Below are 20,354 nucleotides of genomic sequence, written 5' to 3' on the forward strand. Positions count from 1 at the left end.
CTTACTTTACTTGAAAATTAATACAATTTCTTGAGTACACGTTTTACCTTTGTTCTAGATTCTACTATTCCCTCTAATCACAAAAAGCATGCCAAAAATCTTTTGGCATGCTTTGGGAAGTACATTTTTTAATTAATTACATAGTGCTGATACTTTGCGTAATCTGCTGCTTTTACTTCAAGAGACAATAATGTCCCACCCTCTTCATAGGCTGTATTAAAAACAGAGGCATTCTCATTTAAATAAGAAACAACGTTCCCATGATCATAAGGTATTAACATTTCACACGTTACGTAATGCGAGAAGATGTGTTGACGAATTAGCTGTACTAATTCTTCTAAACCAACCCCCTGCTTTGCTGAAATCCAAATATTATCTCCACTTACCACAGGATATGGAACATCTGCTATATCTGCTTTATTGTATACATAGATTGTCGGAATGTCCTCAACACCAACTGCTTTAAGTGTTTCGTTCGTTACATCCATCATAAATCCGTGCTCTGTATTCGAAACATCCACCACGTGGAGTAAAAGGTCCGCATCTCGCGCCTCTTCCAAAGTGGAGCGAAATGCCTTCACTAAATGGTGAGGTAATTTACTAACAAAGCCTACAGTGTCTGTCAGTAAAAAGGTCTTCTTATCAGGTAGCTCAATCTGACGAACAGAAGTTTCAAGGGTAGCAAAAAGCATATCCTTCTCAAAGACTTGTTTGTGCTCTTCTTGTCCTATTTGTGTAAGCAGTTGATTCATAATCGTTGATTTCCCAGCATTTGTATAGCCTACAATCGATACAACCGGAAGAGCGTTTTTACGACGCTGTTTACGCTGCGTTTCTCTCTGTTCCTTAACGTGCTCTAGATCCTTTTTAATTTTAGCAATTTGATCTTCAATTTTTCGTCGATCCAATTCCAGCTTTGTCTCACCAGCACCACGGTTTTTAAATCCTCCCCCAGTACCTCCACCCTGACGGCTTAAAGAGGCATGCAAACCCACTAAACGAGGTAGCATATATTGAAGCTGTGCTAATTCCACCTGCATTTGGGCTTCACGTGTTTTTGCGCGCCTTCCAAAAATATCTAAAATAAGCATTGTTCGATCAATGACCTTCGTTGCTAAATCACGCTCCAAATTACGGATTTGCGAAGGAGACAGTTCATCATTAAAAATCACGAGGTTTGCTTGTGCTTCTTCATAAAAATTTTTGATTTCTTCTATTTTACCTGTACCCACATAATGGGAAGGTGTCACACGTTCCAAATTTTGCGTGACAGTCCCAACCACTTCTACATGCAAGGCCTCAGCTAAATTTTGTAACTCTTCCATAGAATAGTCAAAGTGCTCATCATTTCGTAAATTCACGCCAACTAGTATGGCCTTTTCAATTAATACATCAACTTCCTTAATTCTATCCATTAGAAACCTCCCACCAAAGCTTGGTGTCGCTACGACAAATTTTCTTCATCTTACCATAATATACCCTTTTTCGTATTTGAAGATCATCGTTAACTTTCCTAAAAAATGCGCCTCATGTAAAGGCGCATCTCAACTATTTTCTTTCTTCTTTTAGCAGGGCTTCTGAGCGTGTGAACTCTTCTTCAATTTCTTTATTTGGTTTATATGTCAGTATACTGACAACAACCGCAACAATTAAACAAACAATGAAGCCAGGAACAATTTCGTACAACGCACTTGATAAAGCATCTACTTTACCCCAAATAAACGCAGTTGCAGCCCCTGTTACCATTCCGCTAAGTGCTCCGTAGTTCGTTAACTTTCTCCAATATAAAGAAAGTAAAATAACAGGTCCGAAGGCTGCACCGAATCCTGCCCAAGCAAAGCCAACTAAGCTTAAGATAGAACTATCTGGATTCCACGCTAGTATTGCTGCAATAATTGCAACAACTAATACAGCCATACGCCCAACAAAAACGTAATGCTTATCGTCTGCTGTTTTATTAAATAATGCTTTATAAATATCCTCTACAAGTGCTGAAGAAGTTACGATTAATTGAGAAGAAATTGTACTCATAACAGCTGCTAAAATAGCCGCCAGCATAATACCTGCTATAAATGGATGGAATAAAATCTGACCAAGTACAATAAATACTGTTTCAGCGTCTTTTAGCTCACCAGCATTTTGCTGATAATAGGCTACACCCACCAAGGCAGTTCCAATAGCTCCAAATAAGCTTAACATCATCCAGCCAATACCAATGCGTCGAGCTTGCTTCGTTTCTTTAACGGAACTAATCGCCATAAAGCGGACGATAATATGAGGCTGCCCAAAATAGCCTAATCCCCAAGCAACTGAAGAAATGATCCCTGCTGCTGTCGCAGTGGCTGGTAATAAATTTAGAAGATCTGGATCAACAGATTTAATAGATGAAATGGTTTCACCTATACCACCTGTTACAAATAAGCCAAATAGCGGTACCATAATAAGTGCTAAAAACATAATAAGACCTTGTAAGAAGTCTGTATAACTTACCGCTAAAAATCCGCCAAAAAGAGTGTATGCTACAACTACAGCTGACACAATTAATAAGCCTGTATGGTATTCATAACCAAAAGAACTATCGAAAAACTTGCCCCCTGCTACCATTCCTGACGATACATAAAATGTAAAGAATATGAGGATGATGATACCTGAAGCAATTCTAATAAGCTTCGTATGATCACGTAATCGATTATCCAAATAACTTGGAATAGTAATGGAATCATTTGTAACCTGTGTATATACCCGTAAACGTGGTGCCACAAGTAGCCAGTTTAGGTAAGCTCCTATTGTTAATCCAATTGCAATCCAAGCCTCCACAAGACCTGATAAAAATATCGCACCTGGTAAGCCCATTAGGAGCCAGCCAGACATATCCGCAGCACCCGCACTTAGCGCAGTAACCGCTGGACCTAAGGAACGACCGCCAAGCATATAATCTGTTAAATTAGATGTTTTAACAAATGCATACCAGCCAATTGCTAGCATGGCGATCATATAAATAACAATCGCTAATAATTGATACATGTTATCCGACATATTTTCTCCTCCTTATTAATCCTTAGTATCACCAATTTAAAAAGAATTCCTGTATTTAAGATACCACGAATATACAATTCCACCTATAAATACTCGGAATTTTTATTAAATTTATTCCGAATACCAAAGATGCCATTGTCTTTTATAAAATGTGTTAAACTAGTGCCATCTATAACACAATAAAGTAGGCGAAAATGTATGACATTTGAAGAAATGAAAGCTCTGCTCACTGAGCAAATTTTGCAACAAAAGCTTGTGACAGCTACAATCAGTCAACCACGTATGAAATCAAATGAAATAAAACGTATAAAATTAAAACCATTAATGTTAAAAAATCAGTACCATATACAAATTGAATACCAATATGAACGGATTTTAAAACATGAAAATATTCTATTGGCTCGTTTACCTTCCAAGCTTGACGCGTTTTTTGAGGAGTATCGTCAAGCTCATATTGATTTCGTAGATGAAACGGTACAAGTACAATTATCAAAAAAGAACAAAGTCCTTTGGAAATCAGATAAAACAGCTTCACCTAAACAAGTCCATCTAAGCCATAATCGTAAAAAAAATTATTTACTATCTGATGATCAACCCTATCCATTTTTAATTCGACTGGGGGTACAAACAGAAGAAGGAAAGGTTAAGAAACAAAAGTATGATAAATTTAAACAGATTAACCGCTTCATTGAATTTATTGATGATGCCTTAACCTATTTACCTCAGGATCGACAGGTGAGGATTTTAGATTTTGGTTCAGGTAAATCCTACTTAACCTTTGCTTTGTATCATTATTTAAAAATTGAAAAAGGCTTAGACATTCGTGTTACTGGTTTAGATTTAAAAAAAGAGGTTATTGAAGAGTGCTCAAGAATAGCACAGGATCTAGGCTATGATCAGCTAGAATTTCTTGTAGGAGATATCAATGATTATAATGATGAAAGTGCTGTGGATATGGTGGTGACACTCCATGCATGTGATGTAGCGACAGATATGGCCTTGGCTCGTGCTGTGAAATGGGGAGCAAGTGTCATTCTAAGTGTGCCTTGCTGTCAGCATGAGTTAAATCGTCAACTAAATACACCTGCTCTCGATATTATGTTGCAACATGGACTTGTTCGAGAGCGATTTGCGGCACTTGCTACAGATGCTATTCGAGCTGAAATTTTATCGCTTGTTGGCTATGAGGCACAGCTTTTAGAGTTTATCGATATGGAGAATACACCTAAAAACATATTAATTCGAGCCTATCAAACAGGTAAAAAACCAAATGAAGAGCAACGTGCCAGCTATGATGCCTTCTTAAAATTATTGAATGCAACACCATTTTTAGCGAATGAGTTAAAAGAGTATTTATAACATACAGATGTACTTCAATCCAAATAAAAGGCGATCCAATGTTGATTGGACCGCCTTTTTTATTATAACTCTTGTCGTAAAGCTTGAATAACGTCGATTTTTGTTGCTTTACGTGCTGGGCGATAACCTGAAATCATCGCTACGCCAACACTAATGGCTGCTGCAATAATGACTAGTTGCCATGGAATAAGAGAAAATGTTATATCATTTGTTGCGAAAGCTTCCTCCCCTGTTGCCGCCTTAAGAATTAATGGTAATGCTGCATTAGCTGCAAAGCTAATAGCATACGAGATGACAACCGCAATTAGCGTACCAAAAATGCCGATAAATGTGCTCTCCATTAAAAATAATCGTTGAATAAGCTTTGGACTTGCCCCAATTGCCTTTAACACACCAATTTCACGTGTTCGCTCTGTGACAGCCATTGTCATTGTATTAAAAATACCAATGGAAGCAATCAACACAGCAATTGTGCCAACAAAGATTAAGCCAATTTTTAATACAAGGAAAAATACATTCATTTGATCTAGTTGCTCTGTTACTGAATATACGCTATAGCCCTTATCTTTTAACTTCTCTAAAATCGGCTTTACGTTTTCTAAAGTATCCGCAAAAATATTAAATTCAGAGTAAAACAGCTCATTCTCTGCCATGTTATTAGTTGTAGATAAATTTTCAACTAATACTGCCTTTTGCGCTTTATCCATATGAATAGCGTTATCAACCATCCAATCATAAGAAGGTTTCTCCATTACGCCAACAATTGTATAGCTCATTTTTTGTGTTTCATTATTTGTACCCGTGTGAGGAACTAACGACAGGTCTATGTTTTTTCCAATTAATGATTCTTTATAGCCCTCTTCACTACCATCATAATACGTACCCTCTGCTTCAGCCTTTTTACTTTTTTCCGCAATGACATCACGTTCTGTGTCATTCAATAATGTTTGAGCAAAATGATAGCCTACAACAATTTCATTAGATTTTGTTGGATAACGCCCTTTTGCAAGCTTTCCATTTACCTGTTCAAAGTCCTGCATATCTGACAATATTAAATTAGAAGTTGTATCACGATCTTCAAAAAATGATTGTGCGGAAGCATTGACACTAATTGTTTCAAGCACTGTTTCTACATGTTCCATTTTTTTAATTTCTTGTACTTGTTCTTCAGTTAATTGCTTATCGCCATATACTTGAATTTTTGTAACTGTTTCGTTTGATAGAATTTCATTGCGTAAAGATTCCTGTAAACCAAAACCAACGGATGCTAGCACGATTAGAAAGGCACAGCCCATCGTTGCAGCTAGTATCGTCATAAACACACGCAGCTTATTTTTCTTGATATGCTGTGTTACAAAATCTAATTGATCCTTAAATAACATGTTAAGCTTCCTCCTTTACAAGTTCTCCATCGTACATGCGGAAGCGTCTATGTGCGATCGTAGCTACTTCTTCATCGTGCGTGATAATGACAAAAGTTAGCCCTAATTCACGATTTAAACTTTGAATAAGCAATAAGATATCCTGCTCGGTTTCTGAATCGAGACTCCCTGTTGGCTCATCAGCAAGTAATATAGGAGGATTCGTAATAAGGGCTCGTGCAATGCTGACACGCTGTTGCTGTCCACCTGACAATTCATTGGGATAATGGTCTGCTACTTCTGTCAAACCAACCTTGTCCATTAATTTCTTTACTTTTTCTTTGCGCATAGCCTTACGCAAACCCTGTAGCTTTAAAGGTAATTCGATATTTTCAAAAGCAGTTAAGCCAGGCATCAATTGAAAGTTTTGAAAAATAAAACCAAATTGACGTAAACGGAAGGCAGCACTTTCTGTTTCAGTTAGATGGGCTGTTTCCTTTCCATTTACTTTAATAGAGCCCTGTTCAGCCTTCATAAAACCAGCTAGAACTTGTAATAAGGTCGATTTTCCTGAGCCACTTTTACCTACAATGGCAACAATTTCTCCTTTATTGACCTCGAAGTTCACACCTTTCAATACCGGCACTTGCTTTTCCTTCCCTCGTTTTCCAATTAAAAATGTATGTTGTAAGTTTTCAACCTGAATCATTAGTTAATAAACGCTCCTTTCCTATTCATTTTCCATTGTAGTAAACAATTCTTAATAAAGAGGGAGGATAAAAATGAAGATATTCTTAAGAATAAGAAGGTACTCTTCTGGTTATCAAATGAATTTACAATACCTTTACAATTCGAATGCGCTATTTTTATTACCTTCTATTATCTTTCGTGTCTTAATCTGTACTAATAAGTCAGCGTAATAGGATAATTGCCCATTATAACAAGGTTTTATCTGTACTCATAAAAATAAATACAGTTGGATTACCTCACATTTTGTGAACGAATTGTATATTACAGCAATGTAAATTTTCGTGTCGATTAGTAAATTTTTATGTAGATAAATTAAAGATTTTGTTATGATAGTAAAGTTTAGAGGTCGATTAATTTATTTATATCCAGGAGGATTCGATTCACATGCTTAACTCAAAAAAACAAGACCCTTTCTTTATTGCATTGCATAAAATTGCTGAAAATATGAGAGAGGCTGTACATTACGCAAATGATTTTCGTATTAACAGTGTAGCTGACCTAAAAGAGATTAGCATTACAATGAAAAATTATGAAACTGCTGGTGATAAGCTTATTCATGAACTGATTGTCATGTTAAACAAATCATTCATGACACCTATTGAACGTGAGGATATTTTAGAGCTCGCCATTCGTATGGATGATGTTTTAGATGGAACAGAACACTGTATTGCACACTTTGAAATGTTTTCGCTCACTGAGATTGATGAATCTATGCGCATTTTCTTAGGGTTTATTTCAAAAAGTGCTGATGAAATAGTCAAAGCGACAGAAGAGTTAAAGAAAAAGAATCTAATTGGCATGCGTCCACACGCAATTCTTATTAAAGACTATGAACGTGAATGTGATGAGGTACAACGTACTTCTATTAAGAAGTTATTTTTAAATGAAAAGGATCCAATCCGCCTCATTAAATTTAAGGATATTTATGAACAACTTGAAGATATCGCTGATCATTGTCAAAACGTAGCAAATACTATGGAAACAATTATCATGCGTAACGCATAATTAGGAGATGGGCACTTTACAATGAACACAATCATTATCTTAACCGTACTGGTCGTCATCTTTGCCCTAACATTTGACTTTATCAATGGCTTCCATGATACAGCAAATGCTATTGCAACTTCGGTTTCTACTAGAGCTTTGCCGCCACGCACGGCAATCATCATGGCGGCAACTATGAACTTTATTGGCGCTATCACCTTTGTAGGGGTTGCAAAAGCTCTAACAAAAGATATTGTAGATCCTTTTGCATTAAATGCTTTTGAAGGAGACACAACTGGCTCAGTCGTTATTTTAGCTGCATTAATTTCAGCCATAATTTGGAATTTACTGACATGGTATTTCGGTATACCGTCAAGTTCTTCACACACATTAATTGGGTCTATTGCCGGTGCTGCAATCGCATCCGCTGGTTTTAATGTGTTAAACTATGGCGGCTTTACTAAAATCATCATGGCTTTAGTATTTTCACCTTTACTTGCTATTTGTGCAGGCTTTATTATGATGACTCTTTTTAAATTATGGTTTAAAAATTTAAATTTATATCGGACGAATAAGGGTTTCCGTACAATGCAAATTTTTACTGCTGCCATCCAATCGTTCACCCATGGTACAAATGATGCGCAAAAAGCGATGGGGATTATGACAATGGCGTTAATCGCTGGTGGCTTGCACACTGGAGATGAAATACCTTTCTGGGTGCGTGCTGCTGCAGCTACAGCAATGGGGCTAGGTACCTCAATTGGTGGTTATAAAATCATTAAAACGGTAGGCGGTAAGATTATGAAAATCCGCCCTGTTAATGGTGTTGCGGCAGATTTAGCATCTGCTACTGTTATTTTTGGCGCTACGCTAATCCACTTACCAGTATCAACAACACATGTCATTTCTTCGTCCATTATGGGTGTCGGTTCAGCACAGCGTGTGCGTGGTGTAAACTGGGGTATGGCTCGAAAGATTGTTACTACTTGGGTGATTACAATGCCAATTTCTGCCGTTATGGCATCTGTTATTTATTTCATATTATCATTATTCTTTTAATAGTAAGACTCCTGTCCAAAAAGTGGATGGGAGTCTTTACTTTGTCACACGACAAAATGTGACACATCCTTTACACTAATTGAAAAGGGGGATGTATAAACAACTATGAAAACTTTTTCAGCTTTTATTACAGCACATGCGAAAGCAATCGTAGTCATATGGCTTATTATTTTTCTAGCAATGGCGTACTTTGCTTTACAGCTTCCAGGCAAACTTCAAGGTGATGGTTTCTTTGTCGAAGCAGATCATACCTATGTTACCAACGAGCTAGCAGAAAAATTTGATTTACCATCTAATACGATTTTGGTTGTCTTTGATCCAGCTGATGATCAGAAAATTGAAGACACTTTAAAAAAATTAGATAGCATAAAAGAGATTCATTCTATTCAATCACCTTTAGAAGACTCCTCTTTACGGAAAGATGGTATTGCCTATGCGATGGTTCACATAAAGAACGATGTAGAAAACCTTCCTGACATTGTTGAGGAATGCCGTTCATTAATTGAAAAAGACGGCATTAGTATCACTGGAGGGCCTGTTATATCTGCTGACATAAATACTGCTAGTCAAAAGGATTTGGCATCAGCTGAGGCCATTGGATTGCCAATTGCCATCGTGGTTCTCTTATTAGCGTTCGGTACAGTTGTTGCTTCTATTTTGCCAATCGTCATTGGTGTTGTGACAGTGGTTACCGCCTTTGGTATGATGACGCTGCTCAGTGCTAATGTCAATCTATCTATTTTCGTCTTAAATATTGTTCCAATGCTTGGGCTGGCTTTAAGTATTGATTTTGCGTTGCTGTTTATTAATCGTTACCGAGAAGAACGCACACATACTTCTATTGCTCAAGCCATTCAAACTGCTATTCAGACAGCAGGTCGTTCTATCATTTTCTCCGCAGTCTGTGTCATGATTGGCTTAGGTGCTATGATTGTCATTGATGTAGAAATTTTTCATAATATCGCCCTAGGAGGCACTATAGTCGTCCTGTTAGCCGTTCTTTCTGGCTTAACATTACTTCCTGCCACTATGATGCTATTAGGAGATAGACTTAATAAATGGCGCTTAATACGCGTTAAACCAGGTGGGGCAAATCGTTGGCGTGGCTTTGCAGGTTTTGTCATGAAGCATCCAGTAGCTATAGTGATTTCAGCATTATTATTACTAGGCATCGGCATGATCCCTTTAAAGGATATCCAATTAACCATTCCACAGGTGGACTCCTTACCTACGAAATATGATGCTCGTGCAGCATACGATAAATTAGATGAAACGTTTGGACTAGCTGAATCCTCTACATTGTATTTGTTGGCTGAACGAAAAGATGGCTGGGAGGATACTGAGGGTAGAGAGCTAATTTATACGATTCAAGAAAAGCTATTAAAGGACCCATTAGTGACTAATGTTTCAACTATTTATACAGCTGCTAACATTCAAACACCAGAGGAGCTTTCTGCTTCTTTAGCTATTCCACAGGTTGCTGAACAATTAAAACCTGTTATTAATTCATTTTCAAAGGATACACAGCTATTTGTTCCAATTACAATTGATGCAGCAGGTTCTTCCTCTACAGCTCAAAAATTTGCCCGAACATGGATGGACAAAGACCTGGGCGTGGATTTTGCACTTGGTGGACCAGCTAAATTCAACCAAGAAATCTTTGATGAAATTGCTAATAAAATTGTTTTAGCTATAGCAATTATTATCGTTTCTACATTCTTTATTTTAATGTTGGCATTCCGTTCTATTTTAATTCCATTAAAGGCAATAATCATGAACATTATTGGGCTTTCATCTGCATTCGGTATACTCGTTTATATTTTCCAATATGGTCATTTTGGTATTGAAGCAAGCTCCATTGTGCTAATCATTCCAGTTATTGTTTTTTGTCTTGTATTTGGCTTAAGTATGGACTACGAAGTCTTTTTAATTTCTCGTATCCAAGAGGAATATTTAAAGGGCTCCGATAATACGCGCGCAACAATTGATGGCTTAACATCCACTAGCCGAATAATTACGTCGGCAGCGCTTATCATGATTGTTATTACAGGTGCATTTGCCTTCACAGATGTAATGCCTGTGAAGCAAATTGGTGTGGGTATTGCTATTGCTGTTGCCATTGATGCAACGATTATTCGTCTTATGCTTGTACCTAGTCTTATGAAGCTGTTTGGTGATTGGAACTGGTGGCTTCCTTTCTCAAAGAAAAGTAAATAACATAAAGAAAATCCACCTCCTTTAAAAGGAGGTGGATTTTTCAATTAAGCGTAAATGCTTTTATACCATTCTTTTGCTGCTTGTACTTCAGGCATTGTTAGTTGATGACCAAAATTAAACCATTTCGTCGTTACTTTGGCACCTGCAGCACTTAAAAGGGTTTCTAAATCCTCAGACTCCTGTGCTGTACACATCGGATCATTCGTACCAGCACCGATAAACACAGGTGTTGGAGAAAGTTGCGGTAATTCAATACCACGTCTTGGTACCATTGGGTGATGCAAAATAGCTCCTGCTAACGCATCATCATAGTGGAATAATAAGCTTGCTGCAATATTAGCACCATTCGAATACCCTATTGCTACAATTCGTTGGCGATCAAAGCCATATTGCTGTGCTGACGTCTCCAAAAATTCATGAAGCTCCTTTGTACGAAAGATTAAATCCTCCATATCAAAGACACCTTCGGCTAATCGGCGGAAAAATCGTGGCATTCCATGCTCAAGTACATTTCCGCGAACACTTAAAATATTGGCTGTTTCATCTATTTCTTTTGCTAGCCCAATAAGACTTTCCTCATTACCACCTGTACCATGTAGCAATAATAAAGTCGGTTTTGTTTCGTCTGTACCTTTATAATAAATATGTTGCACTGACAGTCACCTCTCAATTATCTTGAATTCGAGATAATTGTAGCCTGTGGCAAAATTAAATTCAAGCTCTTTGACTTATTAATTTCACGATTTTCACGATTAGGCTGTTCTTCGTGATTTTTATAAAAATTAGTAATGGTATAAACTGAAAATAAACATGCCGCAATCACAACAACAATAACAATTCCCACTAATTTTTTTCCGTTCATCTATCATGATCCCCCGTATAACTTATTTCTTTGTACGAAAGCCTTCTTCTAGTAAATATTCCTTTGCTGCCTCATACGTACCAAATGCCTCTTCTAGATTGTCTCCATGATACACGTTCCACGAACGTTGCTCAAAAGCTAGCTGTAACTGACTACCATCGCGACTATGCCAAATCTCTACAATTGGCTCCTGCTCTTCTACTTCTTCAGATAAATATTGGATTGCGTCTTCAATAATTTCACGAAGTTGTTGTTCATCGTAATCGCGGATATTTACTAATCCTTTATCATTAGCCTCATTCTCATAGCGTAATAAATCTCCTACAAAGACAAAGCCATTGCCGTTTGGATGTAATTTCTCAACTACAATCGTCTTTTCGTAAAGACTGTCCATGTAATGATAATTTAGGCGCTTTAAAGAAATTTCTTTTTTTGTTAGCTCAGAAAACGATTCAATAATCGCTTGTTTTTGTTCAAATGTTAGCATATAAAAAATGCTCCTTTTCTTTACAATCTATCTAACAGTATAACTCATTTTTTCCTATTATATCGTGTCGTTTCTAAATCATTTTTGCGCAAGAAAATAGGACAAGCTAATATTATAGCTTATCCTATTTAAACTTATGAGGTTTGATTAACTATTTTTTCACGTGTGAATTTTATCACCTGTGCAACATACAATTCCCGATAAGGAACAAATTGTGCAGTACCTACTGGTCTGACAATTCTCACACGTTGACCATCAGGGAAATATTCATACCCTTCAATATTAAGTGTCGTCGTTTCTCCCAAGAAGAAAGCCTCCGCCTCATCTAGCTTCGCTCTAACTACACCCGATACTTCTTCATACTGCAAAGCAAAGGAATCCCAATCATGCTTGAAAGGATATATGTAGACATGGCAAAATTCATTGTCGATCATATTTTCTGAAACGATACTACAAGATGTCATACCCATTTTGACAACCTCATGGACATCAATATTAAGGCCCAATTCTTCTCTTACTTCTCGAATGCCTGACTCTACTGTCTCAATCGCTAAAAGATGTCCTGCTGCTGTAATATCGAGTAACCCTGGATAATCCTTTTTCTGTGAACTACGTACTTGAAAATAAATATAGTCTTCATTTACAAGCCAGCAATGAAAAGTCTCATGCCAAAGCCCCTTTTCATGCACTTCCGCTCTCGTAGCTGTCCCAATTTGCTCATGCTGTTCATTAAATACCTTTACAATTTCTTGTTCCATTGTTTCGACTCCTATACTGACTTCGTCGCTTTTTTCTTAATTGCATTACGTTGATCATAAATATTGGATACGATAACCTTTAAGACTGCATAAAATGGTACAGCGATAATAATACCAATAAAACCTGCTATATTACCTGCTGCTAAAATAATTGTAATAACGGTAAGGGGGTGGATATCAAGTGATTTCCCCATGACATTAGGTGTAATAAAGTTGCTGTCTATTTGCTGAGCAACCAGCGTCACAACCGAAACCCACACCACTAAAATTGGATCTTGAATAACTGCCACAATCAGGGCTGGCGCAAAGGCAATCCAAGGCCCGATAAATGGAATCATATTCATAAAGAATGCAAAAATCACTAGTAATAACGAATAGTCTAATCCGATAATTAAATAGCCTACATACATTATTAGTGCTAATAAAAAACTAATTTGCAGTTGGCCCTGAATGTAGGTACGTAATACATCATCAATTTCACTTAACGTTTTCTTTACCCATTGCTGACGTTCACCACTGAAATATTTATAGATGGATGGAGCAAACTTCTCATGATCCTTCAGCATAAAAATAAAGAAGAACGGAATTAAAATGGCTAATAACGACACAGATACAATGGATTGTAAAAAGGACATAAAACCTTTACTCGCCACTACTGCAATATCTTGTACCGAATTCGCCATTTTTTCGATAACATCATTTAATTGCTCAGGGAAGTTATCCTTATTTTGCGTTACATAGTCTGTTAATTGCTGGATGCTCGTACTAATACTCGTACTAATCATAGGGGCATTCTTCACTAATTTATTGACCTGCTCGGCAATTGGGTTACCAATAATCCAGCCAAAAATACCTACCATTGCTATTAGTCCGAACAAAATCGTCAATATACTTCCCCATCGAGGAAATCTACGTTTTTCTAAAAATCTCTGAATTGGCTCCGTCACATAATAGAGAACACCACCAAGTAGTAAAGGCACAAAAATCGCTTTTAATATGATGACAAGCGGTGAAAAAATCCAATGAATTTCTATAAAATATTTAATGATTAGTAGTGTAAGTAGTATCCCTACTCCTACTTGAAACCAAACTTTCCTTGTCACTTTCTTTCACTTCCTTTAATAGCAGTTACTGAAAATACTACTGATATATTAACCATTTCGCAAGTATCCTAGTATTTTTTTACAGAACTCCTCTGACAAACTAAAAAATTCGCTCACTTCCACAATACTAGTTATCGTGGAAGTGAAACGAATTTAAGTCATCAATTATAGAGAAGAATCATCAATGGAATTTAAGAATGTCTCAATTTCTCCAATAACCGATTCAACACAGCCATCCTCAAATGGCGAGATTAAACCTGCCTCTTTTACAAGCTTTGTAAAGGACATAGAGCCACCTAAACCACAAAGATGAATATAGTCTTTCCAAGCCGCTTCAAATTCTTCACGTGAACGTTTCCAGAATTGGAAGGCACAAATTTGCGCTAACGTGTAATCAATGTAGTAGAACGGACTTGCATAGATGTGAGCCTGACGTTGCCAAATGCCCCCAGCCTCTAGGTAGCTGTTATGATCATAGTCACGGTGTGGTAAATACGTTTCCTCAATTTTTTTCCATGCAGCTTTACGTTCAGCAGGAGTCATTGTTGGATTTTCATAAATAACATGCTGGAACTCATCTACTGCCACACCATATGGTAAGAATAAAAGACCACTACTTAAATGTGTAAATTTATATTTCTCTGTATCACCTTCAAAGAACAGCTCCATCCAAGGCCATGTGAAGAATTCCATACTCATCGAGTGAATTTCACAAGACTCGTAGGTAGGCCATAAATACTCAGGAATGCCAATGTTACGGCTTGAATAAACTTGGAAAGCATGTCCAGCTTCATGTGTTAATACATCGATATCACCTGAAGTACCATTAAAATTTGAGAAAATGAATGGGGAATGATAGTTTTCAATAAACGTACAATAACCGCCACTTTCTTTCCCTTTCTTCGCTACAAGATCCATTAAGTCATGGTCAATCATGAAATTAAAGAATTCTCCTGTCTCAGGTGAAAGCTCCTCATACATTTTTTTACCGTTTGCTACAATCCACTCAGGATTCCCTTTTGGTGTAGCATTACCTGATAAGAAGTTAAGTGCTTCATCATAAAATTTGAAATCTTCAATGCCAATTCGCTTTGCCTGACGCTCGTAAAGCTTTGTTGCAACAGGCACAATTAAATCACGTACCTGATCACGGAATTTTTTAACCATATCAGCATTGTAATCAATCCGATTCATACGAATATAGCCTAGTTCAACATAGTTGTTATAGCCAAGTTTAATCGCAATGTCATGGCGTACCTTGACAAGTTCATCATATAAACGATCGAATTCATCTTCATGCTGTGCAAAGAAGCCAAAGCGAGCATCCGTTGCTGCCTTACGTGTTTCTCGATCCGTTGACTCTGCAAACGGACCAAGTTGAGCGAGCGTTAATGTTTCTCCATTAAAGTCAATTTGTGCAGATGCAACAAGCTTATTGTACTCAGAAACAAGTCTGTTTTCCTTTTGCATCAAATCAATAACTTCTGGTGAGAAGCCTTTAATTTGATAAGTTGCTAGATCAAATAATTGCTGACCCCATTTTTCTTCTAATTGCTCACGAAATGGTGAATCAATTAAAGCTTTATAGTATTCCGTCGTTACTTCTTCTAGCTCAGGACCTACTTCATCGAAATAATCACGTTCTGCTTGATAAAATTCATCATTCGTATCGATTGAAGCACGAATATATACTAAATTAGCCATTGTCGCAAAGTCATTACTAATTGCATTGTGCTTTTCAATGATATTACTTTGCTCGTCCATGGATTGTGCTTGTTTAAATTGCTCAATGAGTGCTAATTGCTGCTCTTTCATCGATGCCACATTTGGACGGCTGTACTGATATTCTTTAAACGTTGTCATTAAAGTCCCCTCTTTCTGTCCTATACCCCGTAATATTTCTATTATATGCCAAATAGAATCTATTAAGAAACAATTATCTCTTTTCTGTTGAAATGATTTTTATGAGAAAGAAGCAGTTCCTAAATCTAATGGCGTTGTTGTTTAATAGCCCACAATATATGTTTTTAATAACGCAGCTCTTTCTCTTATTCTTAATTTTGCTTCTACTGATTTTGGGGTTCTTGCTGATAGGACATCTACTTCAAAATCTAAAGTTTCAGCAAGATATTTTGCACGTTTTAAATGAAAGTCATTTGAAACGATGGTAATTTTCTTTGTCTCTTTTGGTAATAATTCTTTAGAGAATACTAAATTTTCATAAGTAGATGTAGATTGATCTTCTATGATAATTCTCGTGGCATCAATGCCATGCTGTTCCAAATAGTCTTGCATTACAGATGCCTCTGTACGATCTTCATCTGGCCCTTGTCCGCCTGACACAATGACCTTAACATGTGGGTATTTTGTTAAGTATGGAACAGCCACCTCTAATCTACTTTTTAATGAAAGCGATGGTACACCACCTGGCCTTACTTTTGCTCCCAATACAATCATATAATCAGCTGAACCATCAGCATTCGGTTCCATACCCTGATCAATTTCTTTCCCAAGCCAAATATAAAGAACGATTCCACTACCGATTAAAATAACACCAACTGTCATCAACCACCTTCTCACAAATCATTCCTCCTTTACCTTTTATTAACGATGATAAAAAGAAAAGGATGCTTGTTAACCAAGCACCCTGAAATATTATCTCAATATAAATCGTTTAATAGACTCCTGTAAGGCAGATATTTCATCGGTTAAATCATTGGAAGATTCGCTAACCAGTTGTATTGCGCGTTGTTGCTCATCTACAGATGCTGTTACCTCTTCAGATGCAGCAGCATTCTTTTCACTAATCATCGCAATGCTTTCAATCGATTGCATAATCGTATTCTTAGAGCTATTTAAATATTCTACACTATCTGTCGTATCGCCTATAATGGCTATAATTTTTTCAACAGCTAATTTAATTTCTGTAAAGGATGATTCTGTTACCATGACAGAATCATTTTGTTGACTTACAATGATATGGGTTTTCTGCATTTCACCATTGACTAAGTTTGTTTCACTTTCAATGCCTTTTAGCGTTGTGCGTACTAGCTCAGTTGCTACAGAGGTTTGATCAGCAAGTTTACGTACCTCTTCCGCGACAACTGCGAATCCTTTACCATGTTCACCCGCTCTTGCTGCTTCAATAGAGGCGTTAAGTGCAAGTAAATTCGTTTGATCTGAAATCTCCGTAATCGTGCCCACGATGCCTTCAATTTCACGTACCTTGACAATTAAGCTACCAAATACAGACTGAATATTCTGAACGAGATTTGAAGACTCTCTCGACTTATCCTTTAAGCTTTCTAGATTAACTAGGCCTTCTTCATTTGATTTTTTCATATGCTGTGAGGCATCTAACATTAATTCATTTTTATCATGCAATCCTTCAATTTGGTGCGCAAATTCGATAGCCGTTCGGTTTGTATCCTCTGCATCAGATGCTTGCTTGACTGCACCCTTGGATACTTCATTGATTGCTTTGACGATTTCATCCCCATAGGCATTTGTCTCTTCAGCGACTGCGGTTAAGTTGGCTGATGTTGATTGTATTTCTACAATCGCTTCCTCGACATCTGAAATAAGTGTTTTAAGTTGATGTACCATTTCATTAAAGCCAGCATTTAACTGTCCTATTTCATCCGAGCGCTGTAAATGCTCAATTTCAACCGTTAAATTCCCTTTTGCTACTTCACGTACACGTTTAGATAATTTTTGAACTGGTAATGCCAGATGTCTTGATACAAGAATGACAACGATTGTCCCAATAATGATGGCACCTACTAATGTCAAACCAATTACTAGCAATAAAGAATTCGCCTCTGCATTAAAATCCTGCATATATGTACCTGATGCAATAATCCATCCCCAATATGGATCTTTCTCAGAATAAATAATTTTATCGGCTAAGACATCCTGACCTGGTAGTTCAAATTCATATTGTGTAAAGCCACCCCCATCAAGTGCCTTTTCAGTTACTTCTCGAATAAAGTAATTGCCACTGCTATCTTGGTCATTCCAAAGATTATCTCCTTCTCGTGTTGGATGTGTTGTTAATGTTCCCTTATCATCCAACACATAGATATAGCCATATTCCCCTAAATCACCAGGATAATTAATTGGCCGTTTTCCTTCGCTATCTTTCGGACCAAGAAATGCTTCTCGTACTCGCTCCTGTGCAACCTCTAAGGGAATGTCGCCCTTTTCAACACTCTCGTTTGCGAGCTCGATTAATTGCAAAGCAGATTCAACACTATTGTAAAGTACCTGCTCTCCTATATCCTCCATTCCATTCTTAGCCTTACCATAACTAACTATACCAATTATTAAACTTGGAATAATTAGTAGTGCCAATGAAATAATAATCAATTTCCCCTGTATTGAACGTAAAAACTTCATACTTTAGCCCCCCTATTTTCTTCGTTCAACAATATATTACTTTATATTATGTTATGGTTTGAAAGTTTTCACAATGGGTAAAGCACAAATTATTTTCTTATTTCCCTTAATATGGTTTGTTTTCATGCCTTTATGCTAATCTCCAGTTAAATTTTAAATGCCAAAAATAAAAAGAACTATTTCTCCACAAGACATAAGCTTATAGAGAAATAGTTCTAAACTAATCATAATTTAAATGTATTAATCGTTTCTATAACCTCTTTCGATGTTTGATCTAATATTGTTACAACTTCATTTAATTCAGAAACCATCGTTACTTGTAAATCTGAGGCAGTTGCTACTTCCTTTGTTCCTAGGACACTATGCTTCGCAATAGCATTCATCTGTTCGGTAGTAGCTAATACTTCCTCAGAGCCTGCTGACATTTCTTCAATGACAGCAGAGTCATCTTGAATTTTATTATTCACCTCAAGGACAGATTGCAATATTTTCTCTAGACTTTCACCTATGTGTTGCACTGCTTTATTGCCTGCCTGTACATCTATGGTACTACTAGCCATCTCTTGTAACGCTCGATCAGTAATTTTCTTAAAGCTTTCTAAATGCATGTGTATTTCGTCAGCAGATGCTTTAGACATCTCTGCAAGTTTACGAACTTCATCTGCCACGACCGCAAATCCTTTACCAGCTTCTCCTGCTCTAGCTGCTTCTATTGCCGCGTTTAAAGCTAGTAGGTTGGTTTGATCCGCAATACTCGTAATGATGGTCACCATCTCTTCAATTGAGCGGAACTTATCACCCATTTCCTCGACATGATTAGCCGTACGTAAAACAGAAGATTCTACGTTTTGAATTTGAGATACAACTTCTTGAGAATGACTAACACCTGTTTCCACAAGTCCCGTCATTGCTGATGATGACTCCGCAATTTCTGAAGTTGTATCAGCCAGTCGTTGAATACCAATTGACATCTCATTCATCGTTAATACAACCTCTTGATTATTTTGCTGCTGTTGCTCACTACCAGCAGCAATTTCAATAATTCGATCTGCAATTTGAGCGTTTGATTCTTCCACATGCTGAGAAGTCTCATCAATTTTTTGAACAACATTTTGTAAAGCAAATGTGCGTTGTTGAATCGTATGGAAAGTTTCTTTTAATTTTTGTAGTGATTCTCTGAAGGATTGTGCAAATATTGTAATTTCATTTGCTCCTTTTAGCTGGATTTTCTCCACTGCTATCGTTGCCTTAGCAATATCACCTTGAGCAAAACTTTGTGCTGCATCACCTAAATGTGCAAGGGGTTTTAATGCTCCATTAATGTAACGATATAGGATGAACATAACAATACCTGTTAAAGCTAAGATGACAACAATTAATGTAGGCAAAATAGCCGTTAATACGGTATTCGCAACATTGCTTACCTCTGTTGCTTCTATATCGACCCCAACAAAGGCAACAGTATTCCCTGCCTCATCCTTTAATGGAACAGTACCAGATAAATAATCTCCAAAATCACTATGTAAAATAGCGGAATAATAACTTCCTGTATTCTTTACCTTTTCAATATCCTTGTAGTATGTGGTGGAGGACTCATCTCCTATAGCTCCAGCATTTTCTTGATCATCTGCTGGCATACCGTCCACTAAAAAACGTACCTTTTTATCTTCCTGTGGTACTGCGAAAGTATAGGCATAGAGAACACCATTTATTTCACGTAATTCGTTGAGCTCTTCTCGAAGTCGCCAATATAACTCAGATTCTTTTGGTTCCTTTGAGAGTTGCTCATATTCAGCAGCATTTAGATGTTTTGCAATATTCTCAGCAACTGCAACTGCCTGTGTTCCCATGGTTTTATTAACAGATGATTTTGCTGTGTAGATTGTTGTTATAACGAAAAAAGATAACAAAGCCACTAACATTACTAATGACATTAACACTATTTTATTGCTTAATTTGCCTGTCGCTCGCATACGTTCC

At 37.1% G+C, this 20,354-nt stretch carries 17 protein-coding genes; 4 read left to right on the forward strand and 13 right to left on the reverse strand.

What is annotated here, in order from left to right; genetic code table 11:
- Window positions 1-128 precede the first annotated feature (128 nt).
- Together hflX and putP are read right to left on the reverse strand one after the other, a co-directional pair.
- Complete coding sequence (gene hflX, locus QH639_RS05445; protein ID WP_066038006.1) at window positions 129-1,415, reverse strand: GTPase HflX; 1,287 nt, start codon at window positions 1,413-1,415, stop codon at window positions 129-131.
- Between the two features lie 133 nt (window positions 1,416-1,548).
- The gene (gene putP / locus QH639_RS05450; protein WP_066038005.1) at window positions 1,549-3,036 is read right to left on the reverse strand and encodes a sodium/proline symporter PutP; all 1,488 of its coding nucleotides are present in this window, start codon (window positions 3,034-3,036) and stop codon (window positions 1,549-1,551) included.
- A gap of 198 nt (window positions 3,037-3,234) precedes the next feature.
- Here putP and QH639_RS05455 point away from each other — a divergent pair, with 198 nt between their 5' ends.
- On the forward strand, window positions 3,235-4,395 hold the full coding sequence (locus QH639_RS05455; protein WP_131520892.1) for a class I SAM-dependent methyltransferase: 1,161 nt from the start codon (window positions 3,235-3,237) through the stop codon (window positions 4,393-4,395).
- 62 nt (window positions 4,396-4,457) lie between these two features.
- On the opposite strand, the gene QH639_RS05460 is transcribed toward QH639_RS05455, so the two are convergent.
- Complete coding sequence (locus QH639_RS05460; RefSeq protein ID WP_131520893.1) at window positions 4,458-5,777, reverse strand: ABC transporter permease; 1,320 nt, start codon at window positions 5,775-5,777, stop codon at window positions 4,458-4,460.
- A gap of 1 nt (window position 5,778) precedes the next feature.
- Window positions 5,779-6,465 (reverse strand): ABC transporter ATP-binding protein, encoded by a 687-nt coding sequence (locus QH639_RS05465; protein WP_004231931.1) that lies wholly within the window; start codon window positions 6,463-6,465, stop codon window positions 5,779-5,781.
- 425 nt (window positions 6,466-6,890) lie between these two features.
- On the opposite strand from QH639_RS05465, the gene QH639_RS05470 reads away from it, so the two are divergent.
- From QH639_RS05470 to QH639_RS05480, 3 genes are all read left to right on the forward strand, one after another.
- Window positions 6,891-7,511: a DUF47 domain-containing protein gene (locus tag QH639_RS05470; protein WP_004231927.1), complete on the forward strand. Its 621-nt coding sequence runs from the start codon at window positions 6,891-6,893 to the stop codon at window positions 7,509-7,511.
- Window positions 7,512-7,532: 21 nt separating this feature from the next.
- Window positions 7,533-8,549 carry an inorganic phosphate transporter gene (locus QH639_RS05475; protein WP_004231925.1) on the forward strand — a complete coding sequence of 339 codons (1,017 nt, stop codon included), beginning with the start codon at window positions 7,533-7,535 and terminating at the stop codon, window positions 8,547-8,549.
- A 105-nt stretch (window positions 8,550-8,654) separates the two neighbouring features.
- A complete protein-coding gene (locus tag QH639_RS05480) occupies window positions 8,655-10,766 on the forward strand; it encodes an MMPL family transporter (protein ID WP_131520895.1) in 2,112 nt (703 codons plus the stop codon).
- A gap of 44 nt (window positions 10,767-10,810) precedes the next feature.
- Here QH639_RS05480 and QH639_RS05485 read toward each other — a convergent pair whose 3' ends face one another.
- The 9 genes from QH639_RS05485 to QH639_RS05525 form a co-directional block, all read right to left on the reverse strand.
- Window positions 10,811-11,419, reverse strand: coding sequence for an alpha/beta hydrolase (locus QH639_RS05485; RefSeq protein ID WP_131520896.1), 609 nt, complete (start codon window positions 11,417-11,419; stop codon window positions 10,811-10,813).
- 17 nt (window positions 11,420-11,436) lie between these two features.
- Window positions 11,437-11,628, reverse strand: coding sequence for a hypothetical protein (locus QH639_RS05490; RefSeq protein WP_004231917.1), 192 nt, complete (start codon window positions 11,626-11,628; stop codon window positions 11,437-11,439).
- 22 nt (window positions 11,629-11,650) lie between these two features.
- Entirely contained in the window at window positions 11,651-12,115 is a 465-nt protein-coding gene (locus QH639_RS05495) for a hypothetical protein (RefSeq protein ID WP_004231915.1), read from the reverse strand.
- A 134-nt stretch (window positions 12,116-12,249) separates the two neighbouring features.
- Window positions 12,250-12,873 (reverse strand): NUDIX hydrolase, encoded by a 624-nt coding sequence (locus tag QH639_RS05500; RefSeq protein WP_131520898.1) that lies wholly within the window; start codon window positions 12,871-12,873, stop codon window positions 12,250-12,252.
- A gap of 11 nt (window positions 12,874-12,884) precedes the next feature.
- Entirely contained in the window at window positions 12,885-13,976 is a 1,092-nt protein-coding gene (locus QH639_RS05505; RefSeq protein ID WP_281115768.1) for an AI-2E family transporter, read from the reverse strand.
- A 165-nt stretch (window positions 13,977-14,141) separates the two neighbouring features.
- The gene (locus QH639_RS05510; RefSeq protein ID WP_131520900.1) at window positions 14,142-15,839 is read right to left on the reverse strand and encodes a M3 family oligoendopeptidase; all 1,698 of its coding nucleotides are present in this window, start codon (window positions 15,837-15,839) and stop codon (window positions 14,142-14,144) included.
- Window positions 15,840-15,980: 141 nt separating this feature from the next.
- Entirely contained in the window at window positions 15,981-16,541 is a 561-nt protein-coding gene (locus QH639_RS05515) for a YdcF family protein (protein ID WP_131521044.1), read from the reverse strand.
- 90 nt (window positions 16,542-16,631) lie between these two features.
- On the reverse strand, window positions 16,632-18,374 hold the full coding sequence (locus tag QH639_RS05520) for a methyl-accepting chemotaxis protein (protein ID WP_281115769.1): 1,743 nt from the start codon (window positions 18,372-18,374) through the stop codon (window positions 16,632-16,634).
- A gap of 224 nt (window positions 18,375-18,598) precedes the next feature.
- Window positions 18,599-20,347, reverse strand: coding sequence for a methyl-accepting chemotaxis protein (locus QH639_RS05525; protein WP_281115770.1), 1,749 nt, complete (start codon window positions 20,345-20,347; stop codon window positions 18,599-18,601).
- Between the last annotated feature and the right edge of the window lie 7 nt (window positions 20,348-20,354).

This window comes from Lysinibacillus sp. 1 U-2021, from assembly GCF_029916965.1.
GTDB lineage: Bacteria > Bacillota > Bacilli > Bacillales_A > Planococcaceae > Lysinibacillus > Lysinibacillus capsici.